Genomic DNA, 24,918 nt, shown 5'->3' with positions numbered 1-24,918 from the left:
TTAATACTTCTTAATAAAAAAGGACTAAATTCTATTTTGCATGGTTTTAAGGGTTTATCTTTTAATATTAGCTTTTGTAGCTTGGTTTAAGGCAGAGTCCCAAATTAGTTTTGTCAATAGTGCCCAAGAATTAGGTATTAGTATTGCTTGTGGTAATACCTATTTAGGCAATGGAATTAGCTTTTTTGATTACGATAACGATGGTTGGGATGATATTACAATAGCTTCAGCGGATGGAGACCCTATAAGATTTTTGAAAAACATCAACGGCAATTTTGTAGAACAAGTATTGAACATTCCTATGAATAACTGGAAAAACAAGCAAATCAATTGGGTCGATATTGACAATGATGGTGATAATGATTTGTTTGTAACGAGTGATAGTAGTTCTAATCGATTGTATGAAAATATGGGTAATATGATCATGAACGATATCACCCAAAGCTGTGGAATGCTTACGGATGTTTTCTATACCTATGGTGCATCCTGGGGCGACTATAATAATGATGGTTATTTGGATGTGTTTTTAAGCATCAGGGATTTTGATGTGCCAAATATTTTATACAAAAATAATGGCAATAATACCTTTACCTTGGTCAACACAGAAGCCGGGTTATTGAATACAGGATTTTTATCATTTTGCTCGGCCTTTTTCGATTACAATAAGGATGGTTTTCAAGATATCTATGTATCCAATGATAAGACCTATAACCCCAATTTGTTATATAAGAATAATGGAGATGGCACATTCACTGAGGTTGGTGAAATCTCAGGCTCAAATGTGTCTATTGATGCTATGTCCGTGACTATTGATGATTATAATTATGATGGTTGGTTAGATATTTACATCACAAACGATATTCCAGGTAATGCGTTATTAAAGAACAATGGAGATGGCACCTTTACCAATATGGCACAGCAAACCCAAACGACCTTTAATAGTGTGGGCTGGGGTGCTGTATTTCTAGACGCGGATAATGATAGGGATTTGGATTTGTATATGAGCGGCGATCACAATGGTTCTGTCGCAGATTATTTATCATCTGCATTTTATGAGAATAATAATGACGGTACTTTTAACCTTAATAATGATGCTATTCCCGATGACTTCGCTATAAGTTATTCAAACGCTATAGGGGATACCGATAACGACGGTTATCCTGAAATTGTGGTAAATAATATAAATCATGACAACATCTTTCTTTGGAAGAATAGTACTCCACAAACAAATAATTGGCTAAAAATTAAGCTGGAAGGGACACAAAGTAATAAAAATGGTATAGGCTCGTTTATCGAGATTTCTGTAAATGGAGAAAAGCAGTATCGCTATACATTGTGTGGTGAAGGCTACCTTTCACAAAATTCTGCCACAGAAATTTTTGGACTTGGGAGTCATGCGCTTGTGGATTATGTTAAGGTCAAATGGTTGAGTGGCATAGAAGATATCATCTATGATATAAACACTAATGAAGAATTATATATTGTTGAAGGCTCAACCTTGTCCCTAAATGAGCCTATAAAAAATGTGTTCAAGGTTTATCCTATTCCTACCAAGAATATGCTAAACATTAAAGGGACGGAGGTTATTCTTCGATTAGAGGTCATTAATCAACTGGGACAACGTGTGTATAATGATACACCACATACGCTTAAGACCAAGGTAGATTTATCAGGCGTATCAAAAGGTATTTATGTGGCACAGATCGTTTCGCCCGTATCGAGCGAATCTATTCAAATAATCAAGGACTAAACTTAAGCTAAGTTGTATGCTTTGATTACCTTTATGCCTATGAAAGGTATTCTATTTTCTTTTATCATTCCCGTTTATAATCGACCTGAAGAAATCGATGAACTACTGAATAGTTTTGCCCAATTGGATGGTGATTGCAACCATGAAATAGTGATTGTAGAGGATGGTTCTGATATGGATTGCAAACATATTGTGGACAGGTATAAAGGTCAATTGAATATAGCCTACTATTTTAAGGAAAACTCTGGACCAGGGGATTCTAGAAATTTTGGGATGCGGAAAGCAAAAGGCGATTATTTTATCATATTAGACTCGGACGTCATTTTGCCTTCGAGTTATCTATTGGAGGTTAATGCTTTTTTAACTAAAAGCTATTACCATTGTTTTGGCGGACCTGATGCGGCGCATGACTCATTTTCTAATCTTCAAAAAGCCATAAATTTTGCAATGACCTCTTTTATTACAACTGGTGGCATAAGAGGCGGTAAGCAGCGTTTAGAGGGATTTCAACCTAGAAGCTTTAATATGGGCCTGTCTAGGGAAGCGTTTAGAGATTCAGGTGGATTTGGAAGCATACACCCGGGCGAAGATCCAGATTTGTCCTTACGCTTAAATAAATTGGGATATAAAACAACTTTGATAGAGCGCGCTTATGTATACCACAAGCGTCGTATATCGTGGTCTAAATTTTATAAACAGGTACATAAATTTGGTTTGGTGAGACCCATACTTAATCAGTGGCACCCCAATTCCAAAAGCCTGGTATATTGGTTCCCGACACTGTTCTTATTGGGTTTTTGTGTTTCGTTAGTACTTTTTATTTTTAGGATGAGACTTCCTTTGTATTTATATCTTTTTTATTTTGTATTGGCATTTACTTTGGCACTAATTTCAACTAAAAATATTGGGGTCGCTTTGCAATCGGTTTTAGCTGTTATCATCCAGTTTTTTGGTTATGGCTATGGTTTTCTTAAATCGACGTTTAATCTTTTGGTTTTGAGGAAAAAACCAAGGGAGGCGTTTCCTAAATTGTTTTTTTAGATAGCTATGAGTTCTAAAAACACGTCAAACATATTTAACAGCTTAAAGCAGCGAAACGTAAAGCGTTTTAGCCTATTTATTGCTATTGCCTTTATATTTCTAATTATTTCTAAGCTTTCGAATGATTATAAACAATTGATAAAGCTCAAGGTGAATTTAGCACATATTGAAGAAGAAGTAATACTTCAACAAGACTCTTCAAATGTTATTGACATTTTTGTGGAGGCTAAGGGATTTGCTCTGGTACCCTACGTTTTTAATAATTATAAGACCATAGTTTTAGATTCAAAGACTGACATAATTACCAAGCCCACACATTATATATTCGATGTGCAGAAACATAAATTTCTTATCCAAGAACAACTAGGATCGTCCTATACGTTACTGTCCATGACCCCTGATACGCTAATATTACCCTATTCAAAAAGAGCTTCGAAGTATATTCCTGTGATTCTGAATGCCAATATTCAATATGCGACAGGATTTGATATCATTGGGGATTTTAGATTCAGTATAGATAGTGTTAAAATAGTTGGACCAGAGGATAAAATCAAAAATGTAGCCACCGTATCGACGAAGGAATTAAAACTAAGTAAGGTAAATAGTTTGATCGATGAGGATATCGAATTGGATGAGATTAAAGGGGTAGACGTATTTCCTGAGACGGTCAACGTAAAGGCAGAGGTAAAGCGCTTTACCGAAGGTACCATTGAAGTACCAGTTACTATAACTGGGGCGCCAAAAGATGTGACTATTAATTTTTTTCCTAAGACGGTTACGATTTTGTACTATGTGGATTTGGACAGTTATGGTTCAATTTCGGCTGGTGATTTTAAGGTAGAATGTGATTTTAACCAAATTGAGGGAGACCAAACGTATTTCGTGCCAAAAATCACAAAAAGCCCTAACTTTATTAAGCGCATCACCATTAAACAAAGGCGCATAGATTTTATAAAACTATAAAATGATAGTAGTCGGTCTTACAGGTGGAATAGGTAGTGGTAAAACCACAGTAGCTAAGTGTTTCGAGTCTTTCGGCATTCCAGTCTATATCGCTGATACAGAGGCTAAAGCATTAATGAATCGATCAAAAGTCATTAAAAGGAAACTCATCCAGCTTTTTGGACCATCGGCATATGTTAATGGCCAATTAAATCGGGAATATTTGGCCTCTAAGATATTTAACGATAAAACCCTTCTATCTGAGATGAATGCCATTGTACATCCCAAAGTCGCCTCGCATTTTAAACGATGGTTAAAAAAACAGGACGCTCCCTATGTTATAAAAGAAGCTGCCATTATTTTTGAAAACAACCTTGAGTATCAATACCATTATATTATTACCGTTATTGCGGATGAGGCTTTGAGAATAGAGCGCGTTATAAAACGCGATGGTGTATCGGCCGAAAAAGTTAAAGCCATTATGCAGAACCAACTTTCTGATAAAGAAAAGATTAAAAAGTCGGACTTTGTTATAGAAAACAATGACTTAGATATTTCAAAAAAACAAATACAAGATATCCACTCAGCCATTCTCAGAAAAATAAAAAAACCTTAGCCATTCTGTTTGTTAATGTAAGGTTAAACATAATTTGTGCTAAATGTTAAAATGTTAAATTTGGCTGATGGGTAAAAGACTATTCATCTTATTAGTGGTTTTAATGAGTTTATCGCTCATAGGAATCATCTTTGTACAATCATTTTTTATTAACAATAGCTTAGAAAATGAGGAAAAGAATTTTACCCTTAGTGTTACTAGGGCTCTAAGTTTTGTGTCTAGAGACATACAGGACTACGAGATTAGAAAGTTTTATGGTTTAATTCAGCCTTATATTGCTGATAACAGGGAACCCGACTCTACAGCCATTAGGCAGCTTTATATTGCTAGAGACGACGATGTTACTGATGAGACCATTATACACCGTAACACCATATTAGAAGAGCGTTTTAAAGTGCCTTCTTTGTTCTTTGAAATTGATGCAGACAGTATTGATGTTAGTAATTTTACAAGTGAGCGTTCCACAGAACGTTTTAACAGATCATTAGATGGTGAATTAGGAATTAAACCGACCAAAAGTTTAGTTGAATTTTCGAATCTTCCTGAGATAGATAAGCAGGCTTACGAAGATACGTTCAAAACCTTGTTAAGGGAAGTTCCAATCTATAAAAGAGTAACGGCCTTGCAGGTCGAAACATTACTACGAAGGGAATTAAAAAGCGAAGGCATTGATCTCGATTTCGAGTTTGCCATATATGACGATGATTTGGCTACGAAAGTGCTGACAAGAAATTTCAATAAAAGCAATGCCTATTTTGGAATACCAATTTTTTTGGATAGCAATAGTGAAAGTAATTATAGGCTTTGGGTAGACTTTCCGCATAGAAAGAAGTTTTTATTGTCATCTATACTATGGATGATCCTTTTGTCCATATTATTTACAGGTGTTATCATAGTTGCGTATTCAAGCGCTATTTATCAGTTGATAAAGCAACGTCAAATATCACAGATAAAGACGGACTTTATTAATAATATGACACACGAGTTTAAAACTCCAATAGCAACTATAAACTTGGCACTAGATGCCATAAAAAACCCCAAGATTATAGCTGATCAGGACAAAGTAAAGCGCTATTTAGGCATGATTAAGGATGAGAATAAACGTATGCATGCACAAGTAGAAAACGTATTGCGAATATCTAAGTTAGAGAAAAACGAACTCAATATAAGTAAGGAACGTTTAAAGTTACACGACTTAATCGCTGATGCGGTTACCCATGTAAAGCTCATTGTAGAGGATCGAAATGGTTATGTCAATACACATTTTGATGCAGCTAAATCATCAGTTTTAGCTAATGATACACATTTTACAAATGTAATCGTTAATATATTGGACAATGCCATTAAATACTCAGATGATGCCCCTAAAATAGATGTATATACCGAAAATATTGGTAACAATATCATTTTGAAAATCGCTGATCAGGGTAATGGTATGAACAAACAAGTCGCTAAGCGTGTGTTCGAGAAGTTTTACAGAGAACACACCGGCAATGTACATAATGTAAAGGGACATGGGCTAGGTTTGGCTTATGTGAAACGCATAGTAGATGATCATCAAGGTCATGTATCAGTAGAAAGTGAAAAGGGAAGAGGCAGTACTTTTATTATAAAGCTGCCATTAATATCATAAAAACGAGTTATGGAAGAACAAAACAAGAAAATTCTTTTGGTAGAAGACGATCCAAATTTTGGAACTGTTTTAAAAGATTATTTAATGATGAACGATTACGACGTTGTCCATGCCAAAAATGGAATGGAAGGTTTTGAAAAGTTCAAAAAAGATGATTACGATCTATGCATATTAGACGTCATGATGCCTTATAAAGATGGCTTTACATTGGCCAAAGAGATTCGTGAAAAGAATACCGATGTACCAATCATATTTCTTACGGCGAAGGCCATGAAAGAAGATGTGTTAAAAGGGTATAAGGTGGGTGCCGATGATTATCTCAATAAGCCTTTTGACAGTGAGGTTTTATTGATGAAAATAAAAGCTATTATGCAGCGTAAGGCCACGGACTCTGTGGCAGATAGCAAGCAGTTTGAATTTAAGATTGGACGTTTCGATCTTAATTCTAAGCTTCGGTTTTTAAAATTAGATGGAGGAGAACCCACTAAATTGTCTCCAAAAGAAAACGAATTGTTACGTTTGTTAGCATTGCACGAAAATGACTTGATGCCTAGAGAATTGGCATTAACAAAGATATGGAGAGATGATAATTATTTTACGTCTAGAAGTATGGACGTGTATATTGCCAAGCTCCGTAAGTACCTAAAACCAGATCCAAAAGTAGAAATATTGAATATTCATGGGGAAGGCTTTAGGTTAGTCATCAATAAAGACAGTTAATTCTAGCGATATATCCGGCCTCGAGCCGGATTTTTTTTACAATAGATTTTCAATATAACGTATGATCTCGTCGGTGGCGGTTTTATAATCAAACCAAGCTATGCTTGTGTCTTTTCTAAACCAAGTCAATTGCCGTTTGGCAAAGCGTCTTGTATTTTTCTTTATTTCTGAAATAGCAAAGTCTAAGGTATAGGTCCCTTCAAAGTATTGAAATAACTCTTTATAACCAACAGTATTTAAAGCATTTAACTGTCTATAGGGAAATAAACGTTTAGCCTCTTCAACAAGCCCATCCTTAACCATTATATCCACACGCTGATTAATTCTGTCGTAAATGATGGAGCGTTCAGCATTTAATCCAATGGCGATGGTTTTAAAAGGACGCGCTTTCTCGGGATTTGTTAGAAATGAAGAGTAAGGTGTATTCGTACCTAAACAGATCTCTAAGGCCCTAATAACGCGTTGGGGATTATCTATGGCAATGGTATCATAAGCCACGGGGTCTAGTGTCTTTAGTCTATTCTGCAAAGATTGGAGCCCCTGTGTGTTAAGCGCTTCGTTGAGATTGGTTCTAATGGTATTGTCGACTTCAGGAAAATCGTCTAGTCCCTTGGTAACGGCTTTGACATATAGACCGGAACCTCCAACCATTAGGGCTATGGAATTATGTTTGTGTATATTTTGAATAACACTAATAGCATCGCGTTCAAAATCTCCTACGGTATAATGCTCTTCAACAGATTTGTGTTGTATAAAGTGGTGAATGGCCGATTTTAATTCTTCCGATGAAGGTACAGCAGTCCCGATACACATCTCTTTATAAAACTGCCGAGAATCTGCAGAAACAATTTCCGTATTAAAATGTTGGGCTAATTTTATACTTAGTGCAGTTTTGCCAATGGCCGTTGGTCCAACAACAGATATCAGTGTTTTAGTCATAATGCAACTTGTGTCCACAATTGTAGCAAAATTCCGCTCCATCACGATGATTTTCAGCTAGGCAGTTAGAACAGCATTGCGTATTCGTATGCACGTCGCGTTTACTGAATTTTGTCATTTCTGATGATACAATTCCGGTAGGAACAGCAATAATCGCGTAACCCATAATCATAATCAAAGATGCTATAAGTTGGCCAAGCGGTGTTGCCGGAGCTATATCTCCATAACCCACCGTCGTCAAGGTTACGATGGCCCAATAGACACTTCTGGGGATGCTAGAAAAACCGCTACCTTCCTCACTTTCTACCAAATACATCACGGTGCCCAATATAATGCAAAGAATAACAACAAATAACAAGAAAACACCTATTTTGGCACGACTTGTTTTTAAGGCCCTAATAAAATTAGTGGATGCACCTATATAACGTGTTAATTTTAAGATCCTAAAAACCCTGAGCAGTCGCAATGCCCTCAATGCAACAAGCGAGTGTGTACCAACAAATATTAATGATAAGTATTTTGGTATGGTGGATAATAAATCGATGATACCATAGAAGCTAGTTACATACTTTAGGGGCTTTTTTACTGAAACAATTCTTGCAACGTATTCCATAGAGAATAGTATAGTAATGACCCATTCCGAGATATTTAAGAAATCATGGAATCGTTCATCGAGGCTCTTAACGCTTTCTATCATTACTAAAACGATACTAGCGAGAATGGCAATTAGTAGAACGACATCAAAAAATTTACCCGAAGGCGTATCGGCCTCATAAATAATTTCATGAAGTTTAGATCGCCATGTATGTTTTGTATTGGGTTCCATAGTTTAAAAGTACGAAAGAAAAGTTAGTTGCCTAAATCTACAATTTTTAGACGTTTGTTCTTTCGCATATAACTTTGAATAATATGCTGGGTATCTCTGTTATTCTGCATTGGAGTAATGAGTGATTCCAAAATATCCTGATTGTTTATCTGGTAATTGAGATCAAAAAAACCAATACCTCTGAACGTACCATCTTTAATAAGAATCACACTTTTTTCATCAATGTCCCGTCCTCTATCTATCAGAATCATATCTTTATTGTCATAGCTATTTTTTTCAATAACTACTCGTGCCCGTTTATTGTATGTCTCGGGATCTTCTTTATTGATGCAAGCGCCAAAACAGTCTTCTATGCCATGGTTAAAACAGCTGCTTTCTGTTTTTTCTAAACCACAAAGCTTGTTACAGAGCTCATAGGTTTCCACCATTCGATTCATAAAAGAAATACCGCTTTTTCTATTAGTAAAGGTAGTGATGGGCTTTACTCCTTTTTTAAGTTGACTTATTCTAAGATTAACGTAGCCATTATCATCTATAAAGCTATATAGACCTTGAGAAAATTGATTGTGTTTTAGGGCTCTGTTTAAAATGGGTTTATTCGTTTTAATCTCCTCACTCTCCTTTAGAAGAGCTACAAGTTCACTACCCGTTTTTTCATATGTAACAGCAGCGACCTGTACCTGAATCTTCTTTGATTTAGAGTTTTTATTGGTAAAGTGCTGCGTAATGCGTTTTCTAATATTGTTGCTTTTACCGATGTAGATGATATTGCCATTGGCATCATGAATATAATAGACGCCAATATCACTTGGCAATTCTTCAATAATGTCTTTAAGGTTGGGTGCTAACTTAGATTGTTTTTCAATTTTTATAGCATCTTTTATAATGGTTTTGTCGGTATCCTTACTCAATAACATTTTGAAAAGCTTTACCGTTGCCATAGCATCCCCATTAGCACGGTGTCTATCACTCACCGGAATACCGAGAGCACGTGTTAATTTTCCCAAGCTGTAAGATTCCATATCTGGGATAAGTCGTTGAGATAATTCTACGGTACAAAGCGTTTTGCGCTTAAAAGGAAACCCCAAGCGCTTAAACTCGGTCTTTAAAATACGATAGTCGAACTCTGCATTATGTGCTACTAGGATACAATTTTCAGTAATTTCAACAATACGCTTAGCCACTTCGTAGAATTTGGGAGCGTTCCTTAGCATATTAGAATTTATCCCTGTAAGATTAACTACAAAAGGTTGAATCTCGCGTTCGGGATTAACTAAGGAAATGAATTGGTCGGTAACCTTGTGACCATCAAAACGGTAAATTGCAATTTCGGTGATTCCTTCTTCGTTGTACTTACCACCCGTAGTTTCTATGTCTAATATTGCGTAAATTAGTTAAAAGTTAAAAGTTAAAAGTTAAAAGTTAAAAGTTAAAATATAATTTGCTCACTGCTCACTGCTCACTGCTCACTGCTTACTGCTTACTGATAATTCCTTGCACCAAAGATACTACTTCCTACACGTATCATAGTACTGCCACAATCGATTGCTAATTGGTAATCCCCACTCATGCCCATACTTAAGGTTTGAAGTTGGGAGTTTGGAGATTGGAGCGTTTTCAGATGATCAAAGGTGGTCTTTAAAAATTTAAATTCTTCCTCCACTTGCTTTATATCATCAGTAAATGTTGCCATGCCCATTAATCCAATAATAGTAACGTTTTTTAATTCTAAAAATTCTTCGGATAGGAGTAAAGCAGAGGCCTCTTCTGGGGACATACCGAATTTACTGTCTTCTTTGGCGATTTTAATTTGTAGCAAACAATTTATGATTCTATCGTATTTCATGGCTTGCTTATTAATTTCATTCAATAACTTAAAGCTATCTACGCCGTGAATTAAACTCACAAACTCAGCCATATATTTTACTTTATTCCGCTGTACATGACCAATCATATGCCACTGAATATCCTTTGGCATTTGTTCGTGCTTTTCAACCATCTCCTGGATTTTATTTTCTCCGAAAATTCGTTGGCCAGCGTTATAGGCTTCCATTAAGTCACTTACGGGTTTCGTTTTTGAAACAGCCACTAAAGTGACATGCTCTGGTATAGCTGATTTTATGTTTTCAAGGTTTTGTTTTATGCTCATTTATCTCTTTTCCTTATTAATGGGATTTTAGATTCTGAAACAACAGATTGTACTAATTATGACAGTCTAGAATGACATAAGGCGTCAATACTCATAAATTGTAATTCCACTTCTAAGTTTGGGTAATATGTAGGTGCTTTTTGGAGGCATTTTAAGACCCTCATCCGCTATTTCCTTCATTTGTTGTACTGTTGCAGGACACATGCCAAAGCCTACTTTAAAATCCCCACTGTCAACACTGCTTTTAATGGTAATCATTTCATGTCTGCCATGAACGTACTCAATTCTATTATCGTTTCGTAAATCATCTATACCCAATACAGGTTTTAAAATCGTCTTGTAAAGTAGCTGTGCATCTAACTTATCGAGCGCTGTATTGAACGTATAGTTAGCTTTTCTTAGATAGAGCGAATAAAACTCACCGTCTAAGTACATACTAAAATGGTGAGGTTTGGAGGGCTGATAGGGAACCGCACCGCGATTTTCTATCCTAAAATGAGTGTCGAGCTCGATAAGAAATTCTTCTTTTGTCAACCCATTTAAATCTTTGACCAAACGGCTGAATTCTTGAATAACCAAATCCGATTCCGGGATGAGGTAAGACATGAAAAAATTATAGGATTCCGAACCATCATGGTTAAGGTTGTTCTCCTTTTCATCCTTGTACAAGAGATAAGAAGAAGCTGATCTATGGTGACCATCTGCGATATAAATGGTCTCCATTTTTTTAAATTCTTCCTGGATTATCGCAATGGTCTCTTCATTATCAATTTTCCACAGATAGTGTGTGTCCCTGTAGGTCATGGTAAACTCAAACTCGGCATGACCTTTTTGGGTATCTTTAATAATATCTGAAATCACTGTGTTATCTGGGTAGGTCAATAATACGGGTTCTGCATTAAAACCGACAGTTTGAAGATAATTTTTAAAGGTTTGTTCACGCTTGGAGATGGTGTCTTCGTGTTTTTTGATGATATCTTTTTCGTAATCTTCGGCACAGGTAGCTGCAATAATGCCATTAAAAACCTGTCGATGCCTGTTGACTATTTTGTAGACATATAATGAGGGCTCTTGATCGGTTAGAAAAATACCATCTTCCTTGAACTCCTGATAGCGATTTCTTACCAGTTTGTAGCGTTCTTTGCCAGTAACTTCTTGTGAATACTTATAACCGGGATTTACAATATGGAGAAAACTGTAAGGGTTATAGTCCATACGCGATTCGCGTTCTTCTATGGTATAACTTTGATACGGACGCGCAGCGACTAAACCAACAATAGCCCTAGTAGGTTTTACTGCTTTAAAAGGAATAATTTTTGCCAATTAATTTCTATTAGTTTTGATAAATTTATTTGGATCCAGATATCCAGCTCGATCTGCCGAATAGTCATCTCCAATAGCCATACCTAATGAATCTCTGATTTCAAAGCGTAAATGGGTATGATATAATTTATTACATGTGATAATGGTTCCAATCTGTTCACCTTTTTTTATAAACTGATTGGGTTTTACCAGCATTTTGTTGCAATGTGCATATAAAGATTCATATAAATGTCCATCCAACAAATGAACGATTCTTATAACATTACCCCATTTATTAAGATTCGCTTTTGCTTCAGTTATGTAACCATTTCCTATGGCATAAACAGGTTTATCCAAATATATGTTTTCTGCACCAACGGCGTTCGAGTTATCGGCAAGATTATTATTAGCACCAAATTTCTGTGTGTTGAAATTCCTCATACCCATAATATTTGATTTTGTAATAGGGAAATCAAAATCTTTTGCGATGTATTGAGGATTATTTAGAAATAATGATTTATAATCAATGTCGTTGCTTATTTCTACTTCGGATTCTAGATTTAAACCCTCATCGTTAGGATTAGACCCGTCTGTAGTTGGCTCTCTGTTTTGGTTGCAGGAGAAAATGACTATTGTACATATTAGGTATTTAAGAATCCTATTCATTCATTATGAAAACTGGCCAGAAACTTTTTCGGCTTTCCTACTTTCAGAATAATCGTAAAAACCTTCACCGGATTTTACACCTAATTTACCAGCTCTTACCATATTAACCAAAAGCGGACAAGGCGCATATTTTGGATTCTTAAAACCGTCGTACATAACATGTAATATGGACAAACAGACATCCAAACCTATAAAATCTGCCAGTTGCAAAGGTCCCATAGGATGCGCCATTCCTAATTTCATAACGGTGTCAATTTCTTGGACGCCAGCAACACCATTGTACAGCGTTTCAATAGATTCGTTAATCATGGGCATTAAAATTCGATTCGCTACGAAGCCAGGATAGTCATTAACTTCGGTTGGAACTTTACCCAGAGTTTTGGATAACTCCATAATGGTTTTAGTGACTTCATCACTAGTGTTATAACCGCGAATGATCTCTACCAACTTCATGATAGGCACGGGGTTCATAAAGTGCATGCCGATGACCATATCTGGTCTGGAGGTAACTGCAGCAATTTGAGTAATGGAGATAGACGACGTATTTGTGGCTAGAATGGTATCCTCTCCACAAGCTTCATCCAGTTGCTTAAAGATGTTTAGCTTTAGATCTACATTTTCTGTTGCAGCTTCCACAACTAAACCTGCATATTCGACTCCTTCCGCGATATCTGTAAATAGAGTAATATTCCCTAAAGTCTCCTGTTTATCGGCTTCAGTGATTTTTTCTTTGGCCACCATACGATCCAAATTTCTCGAAATGGTGTCCACACCTTTTTTAAGGGATGCTTCGTTAATATCTATAAGTTGTACTTTAAATCCAGATTGCGCAAAAGTATGGGCAATTCCGTTTCCCATGGTTCCTGCTCCAATTACGGCTACGTTTTTCATATGAATTATTTAGGTGACTGAGGCTCTCTAAGTCACGTTGTATTAATACTATGGTCACTTCGAGAGCCTCAGTGACAAGTTTTTGTAATAAATTAAAACTGATTAATAATCATGGTGGCCACACGCAATGCTTCAGTACCATCGTGTAAGGTCACTATTGGTTTTGTATTGTTATTGATGGCATCGGCAAACGTCTCCAATTCATCTAAAATCGCATTGTTACTACTAATTTCCGGATTATCGAAATAGATCTGTTTTTTAACCCCTTCTGCATTTTGTAAGATCATATCGAAATCACCAGGTTGTTCAGGTGCATCCTTCATCTTAACGACTTCACATTTTTTCTCAAGGAAATCCACGGAGATATAGGCATCTTTTTGGAAAAAACGGGTTTTGCGCATGTTCTTCAGAGAGATGCGACTAGCTGTAAGATTGGCCACACAACCATTTTTAAACTCTATGCGCGCATTGGCAATATCTGGTGTTTCACTTACTACAGAAACGCCACTGGCAGATATGTGTTTAACAGGGGATTTAACGACGCTAAGAATAATATCGATGTCATGAATCATCAAATCCAAAACAACAGGAACATCCGTACCGCGCGGATTGAATTCTGCTAAGCGATGTGTTTCGATAAACATTGGGTTGTCAATCTTATCGTTTACCGCTATAAACGCAGGATTAAAACGTTCTACATGACCAACTTGCCCTTTAACCCCGTGCTCCGCTACTAAGGTTCTGATGGTTTCGGCTTCCTCAACCGTATTTGTGATTGGCTTTTCAATAAAAATATGCTTTCCCTTGCTAATTGCTTTCTTCGCACAATCGTAATGCGAAAGTGTAGGAGTGACGATATCCACAACATCCACAGCATCTATCAAGTCATCTATTGAATTGAAGTAATTGTACCCAAATTCGTCTACAACACGTTGGGCATTTTCTGGGTCTGCATCATAAAAGCCAACAAGCTCATATTTATTAGATTGATTGAGCAATCTCAGATGAATTTTTCCTAGGTGACCAGCACCGAGAACACCAGCTTTAAGCATGTTTTTGAGTTTTCAACAAAAATAGGCGTTTTAGGTCAAAAATTTAAAAAAGTACATACAAAAAACTGCGAATTCAATAATTGGATTTTAGGATTGGAATTGGCTGTACTTTGAATTAATTTTGTGTGAAACTAAACTAAGATTTGAAAGATACATTTAAGCATAAAGGAATGCGTCAACAATTGGTTGACTCTATCCGGAAACACGGTGGTATAAAGGATGAAGCTGTACTTACAGCGATTAATAAAGTGCCTAGGCATCTTTTCATGGATTCTGGTTTTATTGATCACGCTTATGTAGATAAAGCATTTCCTATTGCCGCAGACCAAACCATTTCGCAGCCTTATACGGTAGCATTTCAAACGGAACTCCTACAAGTTAAATCTGGCGATAAAGTTTTAGAAATTGGTACAGGAAGTGGTTACCAATGTGCTGTTTTAATTGAATTGGGTGCTAAAGTATACAGTATAGAACGGCAACAAGAGCTGTTTAAAAAAACATCTAAGTTCTTACCAAAAATTGGCTATAGAGCCAAAAAATTGGTTTTTGGTGATGGTTATAAAGGGCTGCCAGAAGAGGCTCCTTTTGATGGTATTATCGTCACTGCCGGTGCACCTTTTGTCCCAAAGCCATTATTGAGTCAGCTCAAAGTAGGCGGACGACTAGTGATTCCAGTCGGAGAAGAGGTGCAAACCATGACTCTTTTCATTCGAAAAGGACCCAAGGCATTCGAAAAACACGAATTTGGTCAATTTAGATTTGTACCGCTTCTAGAGAATAAGAATTAATTCACGAACTTTCTGTAAGCTTCTTCACCACCAACAACGGGGAGCGTCAAAGTTGTTTTATCCAGTTCAATGGTTAATTCTGCACCTGGTTTTGGATGAATCGTAAATTCCTGATCACTAGAGAAAATCATGAGCCCAATTTGTTGCCCTGCTTTAATAATTTGATCATCGGGCTGTAACTCAAAATTTACGGTGTAAGAACGGCCTGGTACCAAGTCCTCTTCATCAGTTAAAGATTTATGGTTTTTAGGATCTGCCCAGCCACGTGTTATAATATTCTCCGTGATTTTAGTGGCATCATCATTCCATGGCAACGAGACTAACCAAACCGATAAGTTAGCTGCTGGTCGGTTAGAGGATAGGGTAATACTTATTTTAGGCACTCCCGAAATATGAAGATCACTTTTTAATTTGGGCGTCGCATAAAGCAGACGGTGCTTAGAGGTTTTGGCCTTTGCTAAATCCTTTCCGGAATAGGAAACATCATCGATTAAGGTTTCTCCTGTTTCTATACTTGAATCTAAGGTTAAACCACCTATGGTCATTCCACCAGGCGTTAAATTTAGAGTGACATCTTCAGCGCCAGGATTTGGATAATCGAGATAGGCTGTGGGTTGCTGTCTATCGTCATATTCCCTAACGATATAAGCCTTAGTTCTTTCTTTGTCAACACCGTTGTCTATACCGTGAAGGTACTTGGTAAACCATTTATTCATCATAGCTATAGGTGGTGGGCCTCCATGGCCATTCTGATGGTAATAAATTTGATGAGGTAAGCCTTTTTCTTTCGCTGCCTTGTAGATACGATAACTGTGCTCTGGCATCACGTTCCAATCATTAAAACCATGTGCCATAAGCAATGCTGCTTTCATATTATCCATTTGGTTAAGGTAATCCCGTCCTTCCCAAAAGGTATTATAATCTCCTGTTTGCCGGTCCATACCATCCATCATTTCTGTATCTCGGACAACCTTATTATTCCGAGCGCGTTTGGATTCATCACCGCTATGAATAAAATCGTAAAGCACATCGATATCTTCCCCGAGGTACCCACCTGGTGAACGGACCAGACCATTAGAGCGGTAATAGTGGTAATATGAGGTGTTTGGGGCGATGGGAATAATGACTTCTAAACCTTCAACTCCAGTGGTTGCTGCAGCTAGAGGTAAAGTGCCATTATATGAGGTGCCAGTCATACCCACTTTCCCGGTCGACCAATAAGCTTTTACTTCTTCATTGCCATTGCGTTCGGTATACCCTTTAGCACGTCCACATAACCAGTCGATCACAGCCTTTGGAGCTAAAGATTCATTAGGGCCTCCAACTGTTGGCGCTCCGTCAGATAAACCTGTGCCTGGAGATGACGAATGAACGACAATATAGCCTCTGGGTACCCATTTTCTAATATGTGAGTTTGAAATAATTGGGCGTTGTCCGCGGCGTTTCACTTCTGGGTGTACACGTTCTTTTGATTTGCCACCAAGTTCGCGTTTCACGTCCCACATAATGCCTGGGACATCACCTGCAACTCCAGCAAAGTATGGACTGGTCACATAGATTACGGGAAGTTGTAAACCTTCGGTTTCGGTTTGTTTAGGACGCGTTACAGACACATGCATTCTATCTAGGTCTCCATCACCATCAGTATCAAATGAAGTCTCTACCCAAAGGTCGTGACGCAGCCATTGATCGGGGTTATTGAATGCATCAACGATTTGTGCTTCACCGTCATTAAAAATTGGTTTTGCGTTTTCGGAAGTGTTTTGGGCACAGCTTAGTATTGTAAAAGCTAGAGCTGCAATTAAGAAAGCCTCAGATTTGAATGTTATAGACATCATATTTATTTTTTATAAAAATAAGGACTATCGATTAGTCTCCAAATTCTTTATGATAAGTTTGAGATAATACTATTCTAAATGTCACTTCGAGTGATTTCGTCCCGATAGCTATCGGGATCGAAATTTTATCGAGAACTCGTTTAGATTCCTAAATACTTCTCGATACAAAATTGCTGTCGCAATTTCACTCGAAGTGACATATTTAGAACCGATTAATTTTTAGGTAAATACGCTTCTGGAATAGGATGGCCTTCAGATTCTTGCATCCAGAAGATATTGATGATCCACCAACGCTCCCCATCATTCATTAATTGAATGCTATTGATGCCACGCATAAAGGGCTCCTTGTCATTTTTGTCTTGTAAGGATTTATAAGATTCGTAAGTGCTAAAAACTTGTGTAATATTTCCGAAACTATGTACTTCTCGGTGAAGTTCAATTTCATGAAAACCGTTGTTATACAACCAATTTCCTGAGTTGTTGATATAGTCGTCAGGTGTCATATAACGTGCGGTGTGTTTACCGTCCTTGGTTTTACCACTTGGAATCAACTTGGCATCCTTATGGAAAAGATATCTAAATAATTCCCAATTGCGTTCTACGCCAGCATCACCAGAGATAACGGTATATAAGGTTTCAATAGTGCTATCTAAAGTTGTCACCTGTTTGGAGTAGTCTTTGGTGTCTTCTTGGGCGGAAATACTGAGTGTTAGCGCTAATAAAAGTGTGGTTAGTTTTGACTTCATAGATCTAATAGTTGTTTTGAAAAGGGTCATCAGTTTTGAATTGAATAGGCTGGATTAAATTAATCAATTTTTGATTAGGCTCAATTAATTCTCCTTTTTCATTCCAAAATTTCCAATTTTCAAGATTAATTGAATTTTTTCGATATTTATAAGGACAGCCATCATGACCTTCAACTACTTCATCTGAAATATTATACTCACCTTGAGCGATTTTATATCCATGTGAGCTTTTAAAAGTCCAAACCCCTATACGGTAATTATATTCTATTTCTTGGGCTACGGTTGAACAAAATGTAAGTACATCATTTTTTGCTTTTCCTTCAGAGATGAAACTTTCATAGCCTAGATTGTTATTTGAGTTTTTACAACTCAATAAAACAGTAAGGAAAAATAGAAAAATAAATTTTTTCACAACGTCTCATTTACTAAGTGGTTTCCTGCTTTGTGCCTACGCTAAAGCTATGGCGAAACGCGGACAGCGAACACGGACGCAGGAATGACAGTACTATAAAGTTAAAAGAATTTCAAGCCAAACACAATGGCATCCCCTTGATAGCCGCCTTGGTAGGAGCGTATATAATCAAATCGCAAGAAGCGCCATTTGCCCCAGCCGATATTATCAATCCCAATGGTGAATTCTTGGTAAGGTTTATTATCTGGTGTGGCCAAGTTGTGAGCACCTACAATAAGATTGAAGTTCAATTTGTTCAACAGTGGGACTTTCCCTAAAATAAAGCCATTAAAATCGTGCTCGGCATGCAGTTCGAAATAGCTGTCGTTGGTACTTAAATCGTAATATCCCAGATTATTAAATACATCCGTGTAATTGCCGCGTCGGCTCACATTAATCTGATTGCCATTAAAGTGTTGGAAATCCATAAAGGCAATGTCATCGGCATTAAAGAACTTTCCTGTTCTCATGTTATAGCTAAAGCGACCTTTATCGGCAATATTAAAAGATTGATATAACCTGGCTTTGATTTGATCAAAGTTGTAATCCTCATTTGAAGCATTAAAACCTTTCTCGTAACTCAAGACCAAAGTTGGATATTTATCTGTAGTAACATTGAATTTACTGTCGGGATAGCTCAAATATTTTTGCCCAAAATTAATACGGCCCGTAACATTCAATTTTATAATATTGTGATTATCGAACGGCGCATCAGTACTTGTGGGATCTAAAGGATTATTTGTTAGATAGTCTTGATCAGCTCTTGGGTAAAATGTTTGATTTGTAGTGTTGAAGAGTGGACTTCTATTCTCATAAGCTATATTAGAAAACAACCGAAACCCATTGAACAATTCCTCAGAATAATTCAACTGAATAAAGCGGCGCTGGTAGAGCTTCATGTAATTTTCCTCAAAAAACAGGGTGGCTAAGGTATTACCAAATGGTGTAATAGGATTCGCCGGATTGAATTGCTGCACCTGCTCACCACCGGATAAGGTGATAATACGTCTATTGGTGTTGTTAAACTTATAAGTCAATGAACCGGTAAGGCGTAAACGTTCGTCCGAAAAGCCATATTGTAGCCCAGCGTTAGCTGTGAAATACCGTCTAAAGTCATCATAACGTTGCGTGAAGAACAGATTCACTTTTCCTGTATAGCCTTGTACTGTATTGAATTGAACACCACCCAAAGGGATATCAAAACCTAGACTATAGTCTTTGTAGGAGTTTCTGTAGGTATACCCCAAAAGATCTCCCCACTTGAATTTATTCTCGACGCGATCCACGGAATCCAAGTAAGTTTTAGACTCTCTTACAATTTGAATGCTGTCTTTTTTAATATAATCAGTTTGTTCTTCTAAAGTCAAAGGGACCGGTCTAATTGTTTTCCAGAATAAGGAGTCTTTTTTATTGGCTTCATTTTCAAAAGACACGAGCTCTGCACCAAAATCCTTCCGGGTTAAATTGGTGTTGAATTCATAGTTACTGTAAACTGCAGTAAATCTACCATCACCCTTTATGCCTAATATGCCGTATTTGAAGTCGATACTTTGTGAAATTAGGGCCCATATAGCGTCGCTTTCGGAAAAAGAAAAGCTCTGTTTAAGTGCGATGATATCTACAGCGGGAATTCTGGCCTGTGTTCCGGTAAGCTCCAATTCTATAGCATAAATCGTCCATTGCTCTTCAACAATATAAATCATCCCTGAAAATACCGGGTCATTTTCACGTTTTGGAATGACCGCAATTTTATTGACGAGGTTGCCACGGTCATCGTAAAAAACCCCTTCTAATCGATAGCGATAATAACCAAAGGCATTATTGGCAATAGGGGATACAATTTCGTTTCCAAATTCTATGGTATTGTTATAAATATTAAAATCTACATCTTGTGCGTTATTAAAACTGAAACCATTATCATTACCACTGACTTTTGATGCCGTGATTTTTTCTTTAAGTGCGTTAGGCCTCAGATATTGAATTTTGGAAATGGTTTCGGATAAGTAGATGATACCACTTCTTGTGGAGTCTAAACCACCTCCTAAATCACCGACTTCCTGACCAAGAATCTTCTCTGGGGCATCTTTTATGCGGATGAGTCCACGGGAATAAAAATCTGCCTTGAAGGAATTGATTTTCTCGAGATTTTCTTTGCGTTTCGCAATAACCTGTCTAATAATAGCATTCGCAGGATTATCTTCGGCATCGACTACAACTTCACTTAGAGAAACGGATTCTTCCTCGAGCGTCATATCAATTCTGTAAGGGAATTGTGTAATATTAACGTTCTTTTTTACGGTTTTATAGCCCAGATACGAATACACAATGGTATAGGTTTTAGCCTCAGAAACATTGAGTTCGTAATAGCCGTCGTCATTGGTGGTGGTACCTTTATAAGTATTTTCAACGATAACGTTAACAAAGGGTAGTGGGTTGTTTTTAGTATCGGTTATTGAGCCAATAATTTGGGCCGTGCTTATACTGCTAAAGAGAACACACAGCAAGCTTAGTAAAGTTTTGTTCATTGATTCCAATTGATGGTTACATATATAGACGTACAAATGCAACGAATGGTTGCCTATATTGTTTCAAACATAGATTAAAATTAACAGCAGTAAGGTTATAACAGTCTTAAAATTATCGAAAACTTTTCTTAATACGGTCTAGGTTGCGCTTGTTGTCTCGATCTTTAATAGTTTCGCGTTTATCGTAGAGTTTTTTCCCTTTAGCCAATGCGATTTCTAGTTTTGCTAAGCCTTTGTCATTGATATACAAACGTAGAGGGATAATGGCATTGCCTTTAACATTGACCTCTTTTTCCAATTTTTTAAGCTCTCGTCTATTAAGTAATAATTTGCGTTCTGCCTTAGGCTTGTGGTTGTAGTAATTACCGAAGGCATACTCTTCTATGGTCATGTTAATTACAAAAAGCTCACCACCATCGTTAAATTCACAAAAGCTTTCGGCAATAGAAGCTTTGCTCGCTCTGATGGATTTAATTTCGGTGCCCGTAAGTACAATGCCAGCTGTATATTTGTCCAATATCTCGTACTGAAATTTTGCTTTTTTATTAAGTATGTTCACCGTTTTTTGCATAGAGGGCAAAGGTAGTTGTTAAAATTAAAAGTTAAAAGTAATACCTTAAAAGTTGAAAGCTGTAATCAAATCTTTAGTTTTACGACTGTCAATATTCAAATAGCAATTATGAAACATATATACGCGCTGCTAGTTGTCTTTTTAGTTTTTAGTTGTAAAAACGAACAACCATCAAAAGCATTAACGGCTAAGGACATTGTAAATAAATCGATTGAGGTATCCGGCGGGCATCTTTTCGATTCTTCTTCTGTGGTTGTGATAAAATTTGATTTTAGAGATAAATCTTATAAAGCTTCACATACACCTGATGGCAGGGTTTTATCAAGATTCATGTTAAGAGATAATGATACCATTCTTGATTTTTTAAAAGGAAATGCTTTTCAACGTTACATAAATCAAGTTCCGGTTAAAGTGGCAGATTCAATGATTCCTAGATATTCGGCTTCAGTGAATTCGGTCCATTATTTTTCAGTTTTGCCTTATGGACTCAATGATAAAGCCGTCAATAAAGCCTTAATAGGGGAGGAACAAATTAAAAGTAAAGACTATTATAAAATCAAAGTTACCTTTAATGAGGAAGGTGGCGGTGAAGACTTTGAAGACGTCTTTATCTATTGGGTGGATAAAACAACCTTTAAGCCAGATTACTTGGCCTACTCTTACGATGAGGATGACGACAAAGGAATGCGGTTTAGAGTAGCCTATAACGAAAGGTATGTCAATGGTTTACGTTTTGTTGATTATGACAATTACAAACCAAAGCGTGATGCATTACCACTGGTAGACATAGGAAATGCATTTGATACAAATAATCTAGAACTCCTTTCAAAGATTGAACTCGAAAATGTTGAGGTAGAGTTAATAATAAAGTGAAAAATCGCAGCGCCAGTTTTATCCAGTTTTTCCCGAATATTTAGCTATAGTCATTCTCTTTAAAAGGCTTGAGCCATTCTAAAATCATGTCGTTACCATCGGTATCTGTAATTTTGAGAAGGCTTTTGATTTTGGCAATCTTCTCATTGACCTCCGAGATTGAATTGGCCACTAAGTAGATCCTTGCATAAACTTGTTTTTCGGTACCTAGAAAGCTCCTTTCAACAACGTCAGAAACTTTAAAACGTTCCAAAACAGAATGCACACTGTCGTCAGCCTTTATGGCATCCATACCTTCAATATGAGCGATTTTACCGCCTTTTAACAACACCCATACCGTACAAGCTTTTTTACCCTTAAAGTTATGGTCGTTGACCATACCAAAATTGTCCTCTCCAAATTTCCCCGTAAGTGCAAAATTGAGAAGCATTTCTCTATGATCAAATCCATGAATATCCAGTAAATGAAAGTGAGGTGCTTCGCCTTGAAGCCTAAATCCAGGATCATAGGCATAAATAATACCGTCTTCTACAAAGAATTGGATATTTAAAATTCCATTCTGAATCTTTAGCGCTTTAAAGAGTTCGCATAATTTGGGATGCATTTGCTCTACAAATAAATCCGTATGTTTTGAGGGATAAACAGCACCTATACAAACTGGGCTTGCATCGCCTTGAATTTTAGTAGTAAATCTATCAGAGACTGCAGAAATGTATGGTACGCCATCTTTAAAGGTGTAGTAAGCCGCCATATCATCACAGTCCATGTAGCGTTCAACGAGTACAACCCCTTTTTTAGAAAAACCAAAAGCGGTTTTGACAGAAGCTTTGTAGTCGTCTTCATCTCTACAGATTTTCATACCGACGCCACCGCCATTGTCCACGGGTTTTATCATTACTGGATATCCTAAACCATGTGGTTTATCAATATTTTCGACACCATTAATGTATATGCCAGGGATATCTTGAATATTATAGTCTAGACAGTATTTCTTAAAGCCGTCTTTGCTGCAAAAGGCTTCAACAGCTTCTGAAGTCGCATAGCATGGTATCCCTAAAATATCACAGATATCCTTATAGGGTTTAACCAAAATATCCGCGACACCTACTAATACGCCATCAACTTCATTATCTTTTGCTATTTGTGCTACTTTTTCTACTTCAAATACATCTAAATCGTAGCTTTTAGCGGCATTGCGTTTAGCGGGTGAATTTATACCCATATCGATAACAATGGTATATAACCCCATGCTGTTAGCAATATTAACGACGGCTGCAGTTTCAGGATTTCCACCGAGAATTATAATTTTTTTCATGCTTTTTCAATATTGTATGGTTAATCTAGGACTTGGTATTTTTTTAATCTTTATTAAAAAGATAGTTGTTGTCAAATCCCAAATCGGTCAAGAGATTTTTAATGCGGTTTTCGTCAGTATCGATTTTTATAATCTTGGAGCTTTCTATTCCCATAAGTTCTAGTTCGGTTTTAATCAAGCGATATATAGACGGATTTATAGTCGCTATGATGAGAAAATCGAATTCTTCATTTGATGGTGAACTAATTGGGTTAACGGTATTATCACCAATTTTCAGATCATGAAAATCCACGTCTACCCACTTGATTATTTTGAAGTAATCCGTTTTTAAATTGGTCGACAGAATATGCTGACCAAATGAACCAGAACTATATACTACAATTTTTGAACCTTGTTTTGTCTGCAAAAAGGGATTAAACCACGATTGTGTTTTATCGTTATAAATAAGACCACCAGATCTCACAAGAATCTGGGAATACAAATAATAATTGATTTGCTTATTTAAGGTGTTCTCATCGATAATCGCACTGAGTTTTGTTTTAAGTAAATTCATGAGAAGCCCTAGTCTGTAGTATTCAATTTTAGGATTCTCGATAGATTTTACAATAGAATCATGTCTTTGCCTATAGTAATATAGCGGTATCTTACTAATAACCAATCGCTTTGAAATTGCTAAATAAGAATAGGTGATGGCGGCATCTTCTCCCATAATAACATCGTTGTGAACATCATAAAGTATTTGTTTAAGAAGGGCTTTCTTAAATAGTTTATTCCAAACATAAGTTGACATACCGTGTTCACAAAACTCTCCATTATATATGGCATTTGGTAGTATTTCAGACCGTATTTGGTCAGCGTCATATACACCGGCAGCTTTTGGTTTTATAGTTTCGATTTTACTATTAAATTCTCTAAAATGACCTGTGACCACCAAGTCAGCCATATTGGATTCTGCGAGCCTGTAAAGTGTATCTAAGTAATAATTATCTACCCAGTCATCACCATCTACATAGGCTATATAAGTTCCTAAGGCAGCGTCTAACCCCGCTTTTCTAGCGGATAGGAGACCTCCATTGGTTTTATGGATGACCTTAATGCGTTGGTCTTTTTTTGCATAATTATCGCATATTTCAGGACAGCTATCTGGGCTGCCATCATCAACTAGTATCAATTCAAAATCTTGAAATGACTGCTGTAATAGACTTTCAATACATTTAGCTAAATAATTCTCTATGCGATAAATAGGAACAATAACACTAATCTTGGTGAGGCTCATGATTAAAG

At 36.8% G+C, this 24,918-nt stretch carries 23 protein-coding genes; 8 read left to right on the top strand and 15 right to left on the bottom strand.

Annotation, left to right across the window (positions count from 1 at the left end; genetic code table 11):
* The first annotated feature begins 40 nt into the window (after positions 1–40).
* The 6 genes from ACO052_RS16945 to ACO052_RS16920 all read left to right on the top strand — a co-directional run bounded on the left by ACO052_RS16945 (position 41) and on the right by ACO052_RS16920 (position 6,702).
* Complete coding sequence (locus ACO052_RS16945; protein WP_422104979.1) at positions 41–1,750, top strand: FG-GAP-like repeat-containing protein; 1,710 nt, start codon at positions 41–43, stop codon at positions 1,748–1,750.
* 39 nt (positions 1,751–1,789) lie between these two features.
* Complete coding sequence (locus ACO052_RS16940; protein WP_422104978.1) at positions 1,790–2,791, top strand: glycosyltransferase; 1,002 nt, start codon at positions 1,790–1,792, stop codon at positions 2,789–2,791.
* Positions 2,792–2,797: 6 nt separating this feature from the next.
* On the top strand, positions 2,798–3,754 hold the full coding sequence (locus tag ACO052_RS16935; protein ID WP_422104977.1) for a hypothetical protein: 957 nt from the start codon (positions 2,798–2,800) through the stop codon (positions 3,752–3,754).
* Between the two features lies 1 nt (position 3,755).
* The gene (gene coaE, locus ACO052_RS16930) at positions 3,756–4,349 is read left to right on the top strand and encodes a dephospho-CoA kinase (protein ID WP_422104976.1); all 594 of its coding nucleotides are present in this window, start codon (positions 3,756–3,758) and stop codon (positions 4,347–4,349) included.
* Positions 4,350–4,416: 67 nt separating this feature from the next.
* Positions 4,417–5,982, top strand: coding sequence for a sensor histidine kinase (locus tag ACO052_RS16925; RefSeq protein WP_422104975.1), 1,566 nt, complete (start codon positions 4,417–4,419; stop codon positions 5,980–5,982).
* A 9-nt stretch (positions 5,983–5,991) separates the two neighbouring features.
* Entirely contained in the window at positions 5,992–6,702 is a 711-nt protein-coding gene (locus tag ACO052_RS16920; protein ID WP_422104974.1) for a response regulator transcription factor, read from the top strand.
* Between the two features lie 36 nt (positions 6,703–6,738).
* Here the strand turns inward: ACO052_RS16920 and miaA are convergent, their stop codons facing one another.
* From miaA to ACO052_RS16880, 8 genes are all read right to left on the bottom strand, one after another.
* A complete protein-coding gene (miaA, locus tag ACO052_RS16915) occupies positions 6,739–7,641 on the bottom strand; it encodes a tRNA (adenosine(37)-N6)-dimethylallyltransferase MiaA (RefSeq protein WP_422104973.1) in 903 nt (300 codons plus the stop codon).
* Positions 7,634–8,467: an ion transporter gene (locus ACO052_RS16910; RefSeq protein ID WP_422104972.1), complete on the bottom strand. Its 834-nt coding sequence runs from the start codon at positions 8,465–8,467 to the stop codon at positions 7,634–7,636. Before ACO052_RS16910 ends, miaA begins: the two co-directional genes overlap by 8 nt.
* A 23-nt stretch (positions 8,468–8,490) precedes the next feature.
* Positions 8,491–9,858 (bottom strand): exonuclease domain-containing protein, encoded by a 1,368-nt coding sequence (locus ACO052_RS16905; RefSeq protein WP_422108078.1) that lies wholly within the window; start codon positions 9,856–9,858, stop codon positions 8,491–8,493.
* An 89-nt stretch (positions 9,859–9,947) separates the two neighbouring features.
* Positions 9,948–10,616, bottom strand: a complete 669-nt coding sequence (locus ACO052_RS16900; RefSeq protein WP_422104971.1) for a YggS family pyridoxal phosphate-dependent enzyme — start codon at positions 10,614–10,616, stop codon at positions 9,948–9,950.
* A gap of 84 nt (positions 10,617–10,700) precedes the next feature.
* Entirely contained in the window at positions 10,701–11,939 is a 1,239-nt protein-coding gene (locus tag ACO052_RS16895) for a DUF1015 domain-containing protein (protein WP_422104970.1), read from the bottom strand.
* Positions 11,940–12,584 (bottom strand): M23 family metallopeptidase, encoded by a 645-nt coding sequence (locus ACO052_RS16890; protein WP_422104969.1) that lies wholly within the window; start codon positions 12,582–12,584, stop codon positions 11,940–11,942.
* 3 nt (positions 12,585–12,587) lie between these two features.
* Positions 12,588–13,475 carry a 3-hydroxybutyryl-CoA dehydrogenase gene (locus ACO052_RS16885; RefSeq protein WP_422104968.1) on the bottom strand — a complete coding sequence of 296 codons (888 nt, stop codon included), beginning with the start codon at positions 13,473–13,475 and terminating at the stop codon, positions 12,588–12,590.
* A gap of 92 nt (positions 13,476–13,567) precedes the next feature.
* The gene (locus tag ACO052_RS16880; protein WP_422104967.1) at positions 13,568–14,527 is read right to left on the bottom strand and encodes a Gfo/Idh/MocA family protein; all 960 of its coding nucleotides are present in this window, start codon (positions 14,525–14,527) and stop codon (positions 13,568–13,570) included.
* A gap of 143 nt (positions 14,528–14,670) precedes the next feature.
* Here ACO052_RS16880 and ACO052_RS16875 point away from each other — a divergent pair, with 143 nt between their 5' ends.
* Entirely contained in the window at positions 14,671–15,315 is a 645-nt protein-coding gene (locus ACO052_RS16875) for a protein-L-isoaspartate(D-aspartate) O-methyltransferase (protein WP_422104966.1), read from the top strand.
* Here ACO052_RS16875 and ACO052_RS16870 read toward each other — a convergent pair.
* The 5 genes from ACO052_RS16870 to smpB form a co-directional block, all read right to left on the bottom strand.
* Complete coding sequence (locus ACO052_RS16870; protein ID WP_422108077.1) at positions 15,312–17,150, bottom strand: Xaa-Pro dipeptidyl-peptidase; 1,839 nt, start codon at positions 17,148–17,150, stop codon at positions 15,312–15,314. The genes ACO052_RS16875 and ACO052_RS16870 overlap by 4 nt on opposite strands.
* A gap of 215 nt (positions 17,151–17,365) precedes the next feature.
* Positions 17,366–17,899: a hypothetical protein gene (locus ACO052_RS16865; protein WP_422104965.1), complete on the bottom strand. Its 534-nt coding sequence runs from the start codon at positions 17,897–17,899 to the stop codon at positions 17,366–17,368.
* A gap of 4 nt (positions 17,900–17,903) precedes the next feature.
* A complete protein-coding gene (locus tag ACO052_RS16860; protein ID WP_422104964.1) occupies positions 17,904–18,311 on the bottom strand; it encodes a hypothetical protein in 408 nt (135 codons plus the stop codon).
* 101 nt (positions 18,312–18,412) lie between these two features.
* A complete protein-coding gene (locus ACO052_RS16855; protein WP_422104963.1) occupies positions 18,413–20,875 on the bottom strand; it encodes a DUF5686 and carboxypeptidase regulatory-like domain-containing protein in 2,463 nt (820 codons plus the stop codon).
* 112 nt (positions 20,876–20,987) lie between these two features.
* On the bottom strand, positions 20,988–21,446 hold the full coding sequence (gene smpB, locus ACO052_RS16850) for an SsrA-binding protein SmpB (RefSeq protein ID WP_422104962.1): 459 nt from the start codon (positions 21,444–21,446) through the stop codon (positions 20,988–20,990).
* A 108-nt stretch (positions 21,447–21,554) separates the two neighbouring features.
* Between smpB and ACO052_RS16845 the strand changes: the two genes are divergently transcribed.
* Complete coding sequence (locus tag ACO052_RS16845; RefSeq protein WP_422104961.1) at positions 21,555–22,319, top strand: DUF6503 family protein; 765 nt, start codon at positions 21,555–21,557, stop codon at positions 22,317–22,319.
* 40 nt (positions 22,320–22,359) lie between these two features.
* Here ACO052_RS16845 and ACO052_RS16840 read toward each other — a convergent pair whose 3' ends face one another.
* Together ACO052_RS16840 and ACO052_RS16835 are read right to left on the bottom strand one after the other, a co-directional pair.
* Complete coding sequence (locus tag ACO052_RS16840; RefSeq protein ID WP_422104960.1) at positions 22,360–23,634, bottom strand: ATP-grasp domain-containing protein; 1,275 nt, start codon at positions 23,632–23,634, stop codon at positions 22,360–22,362.
* A 43-nt stretch (positions 23,635–23,677) separates the two neighbouring features.
* Complete coding sequence (locus ACO052_RS16835; protein ID WP_422104959.1) at positions 23,678–24,910, bottom strand: glycosyltransferase family 2 protein; 1,233 nt, start codon at positions 24,908–24,910, stop codon at positions 23,678–23,680.
* Positions 24,911–24,918: the final 8 nt, after the last annotated feature.

It is taken from the genome of Winogradskyella sp. (assembly GCF_965228925.1).
Classification (GTDB): Bacteria; Bacteroidota; Bacteroidia; order Flavobacteriales; family Flavobacteriaceae; genus Winogradskyella.
Note: the sequence above shows the minus strand (reverse complement) of the source record. Positions and strands in the feature narration are given on the sequence as shown.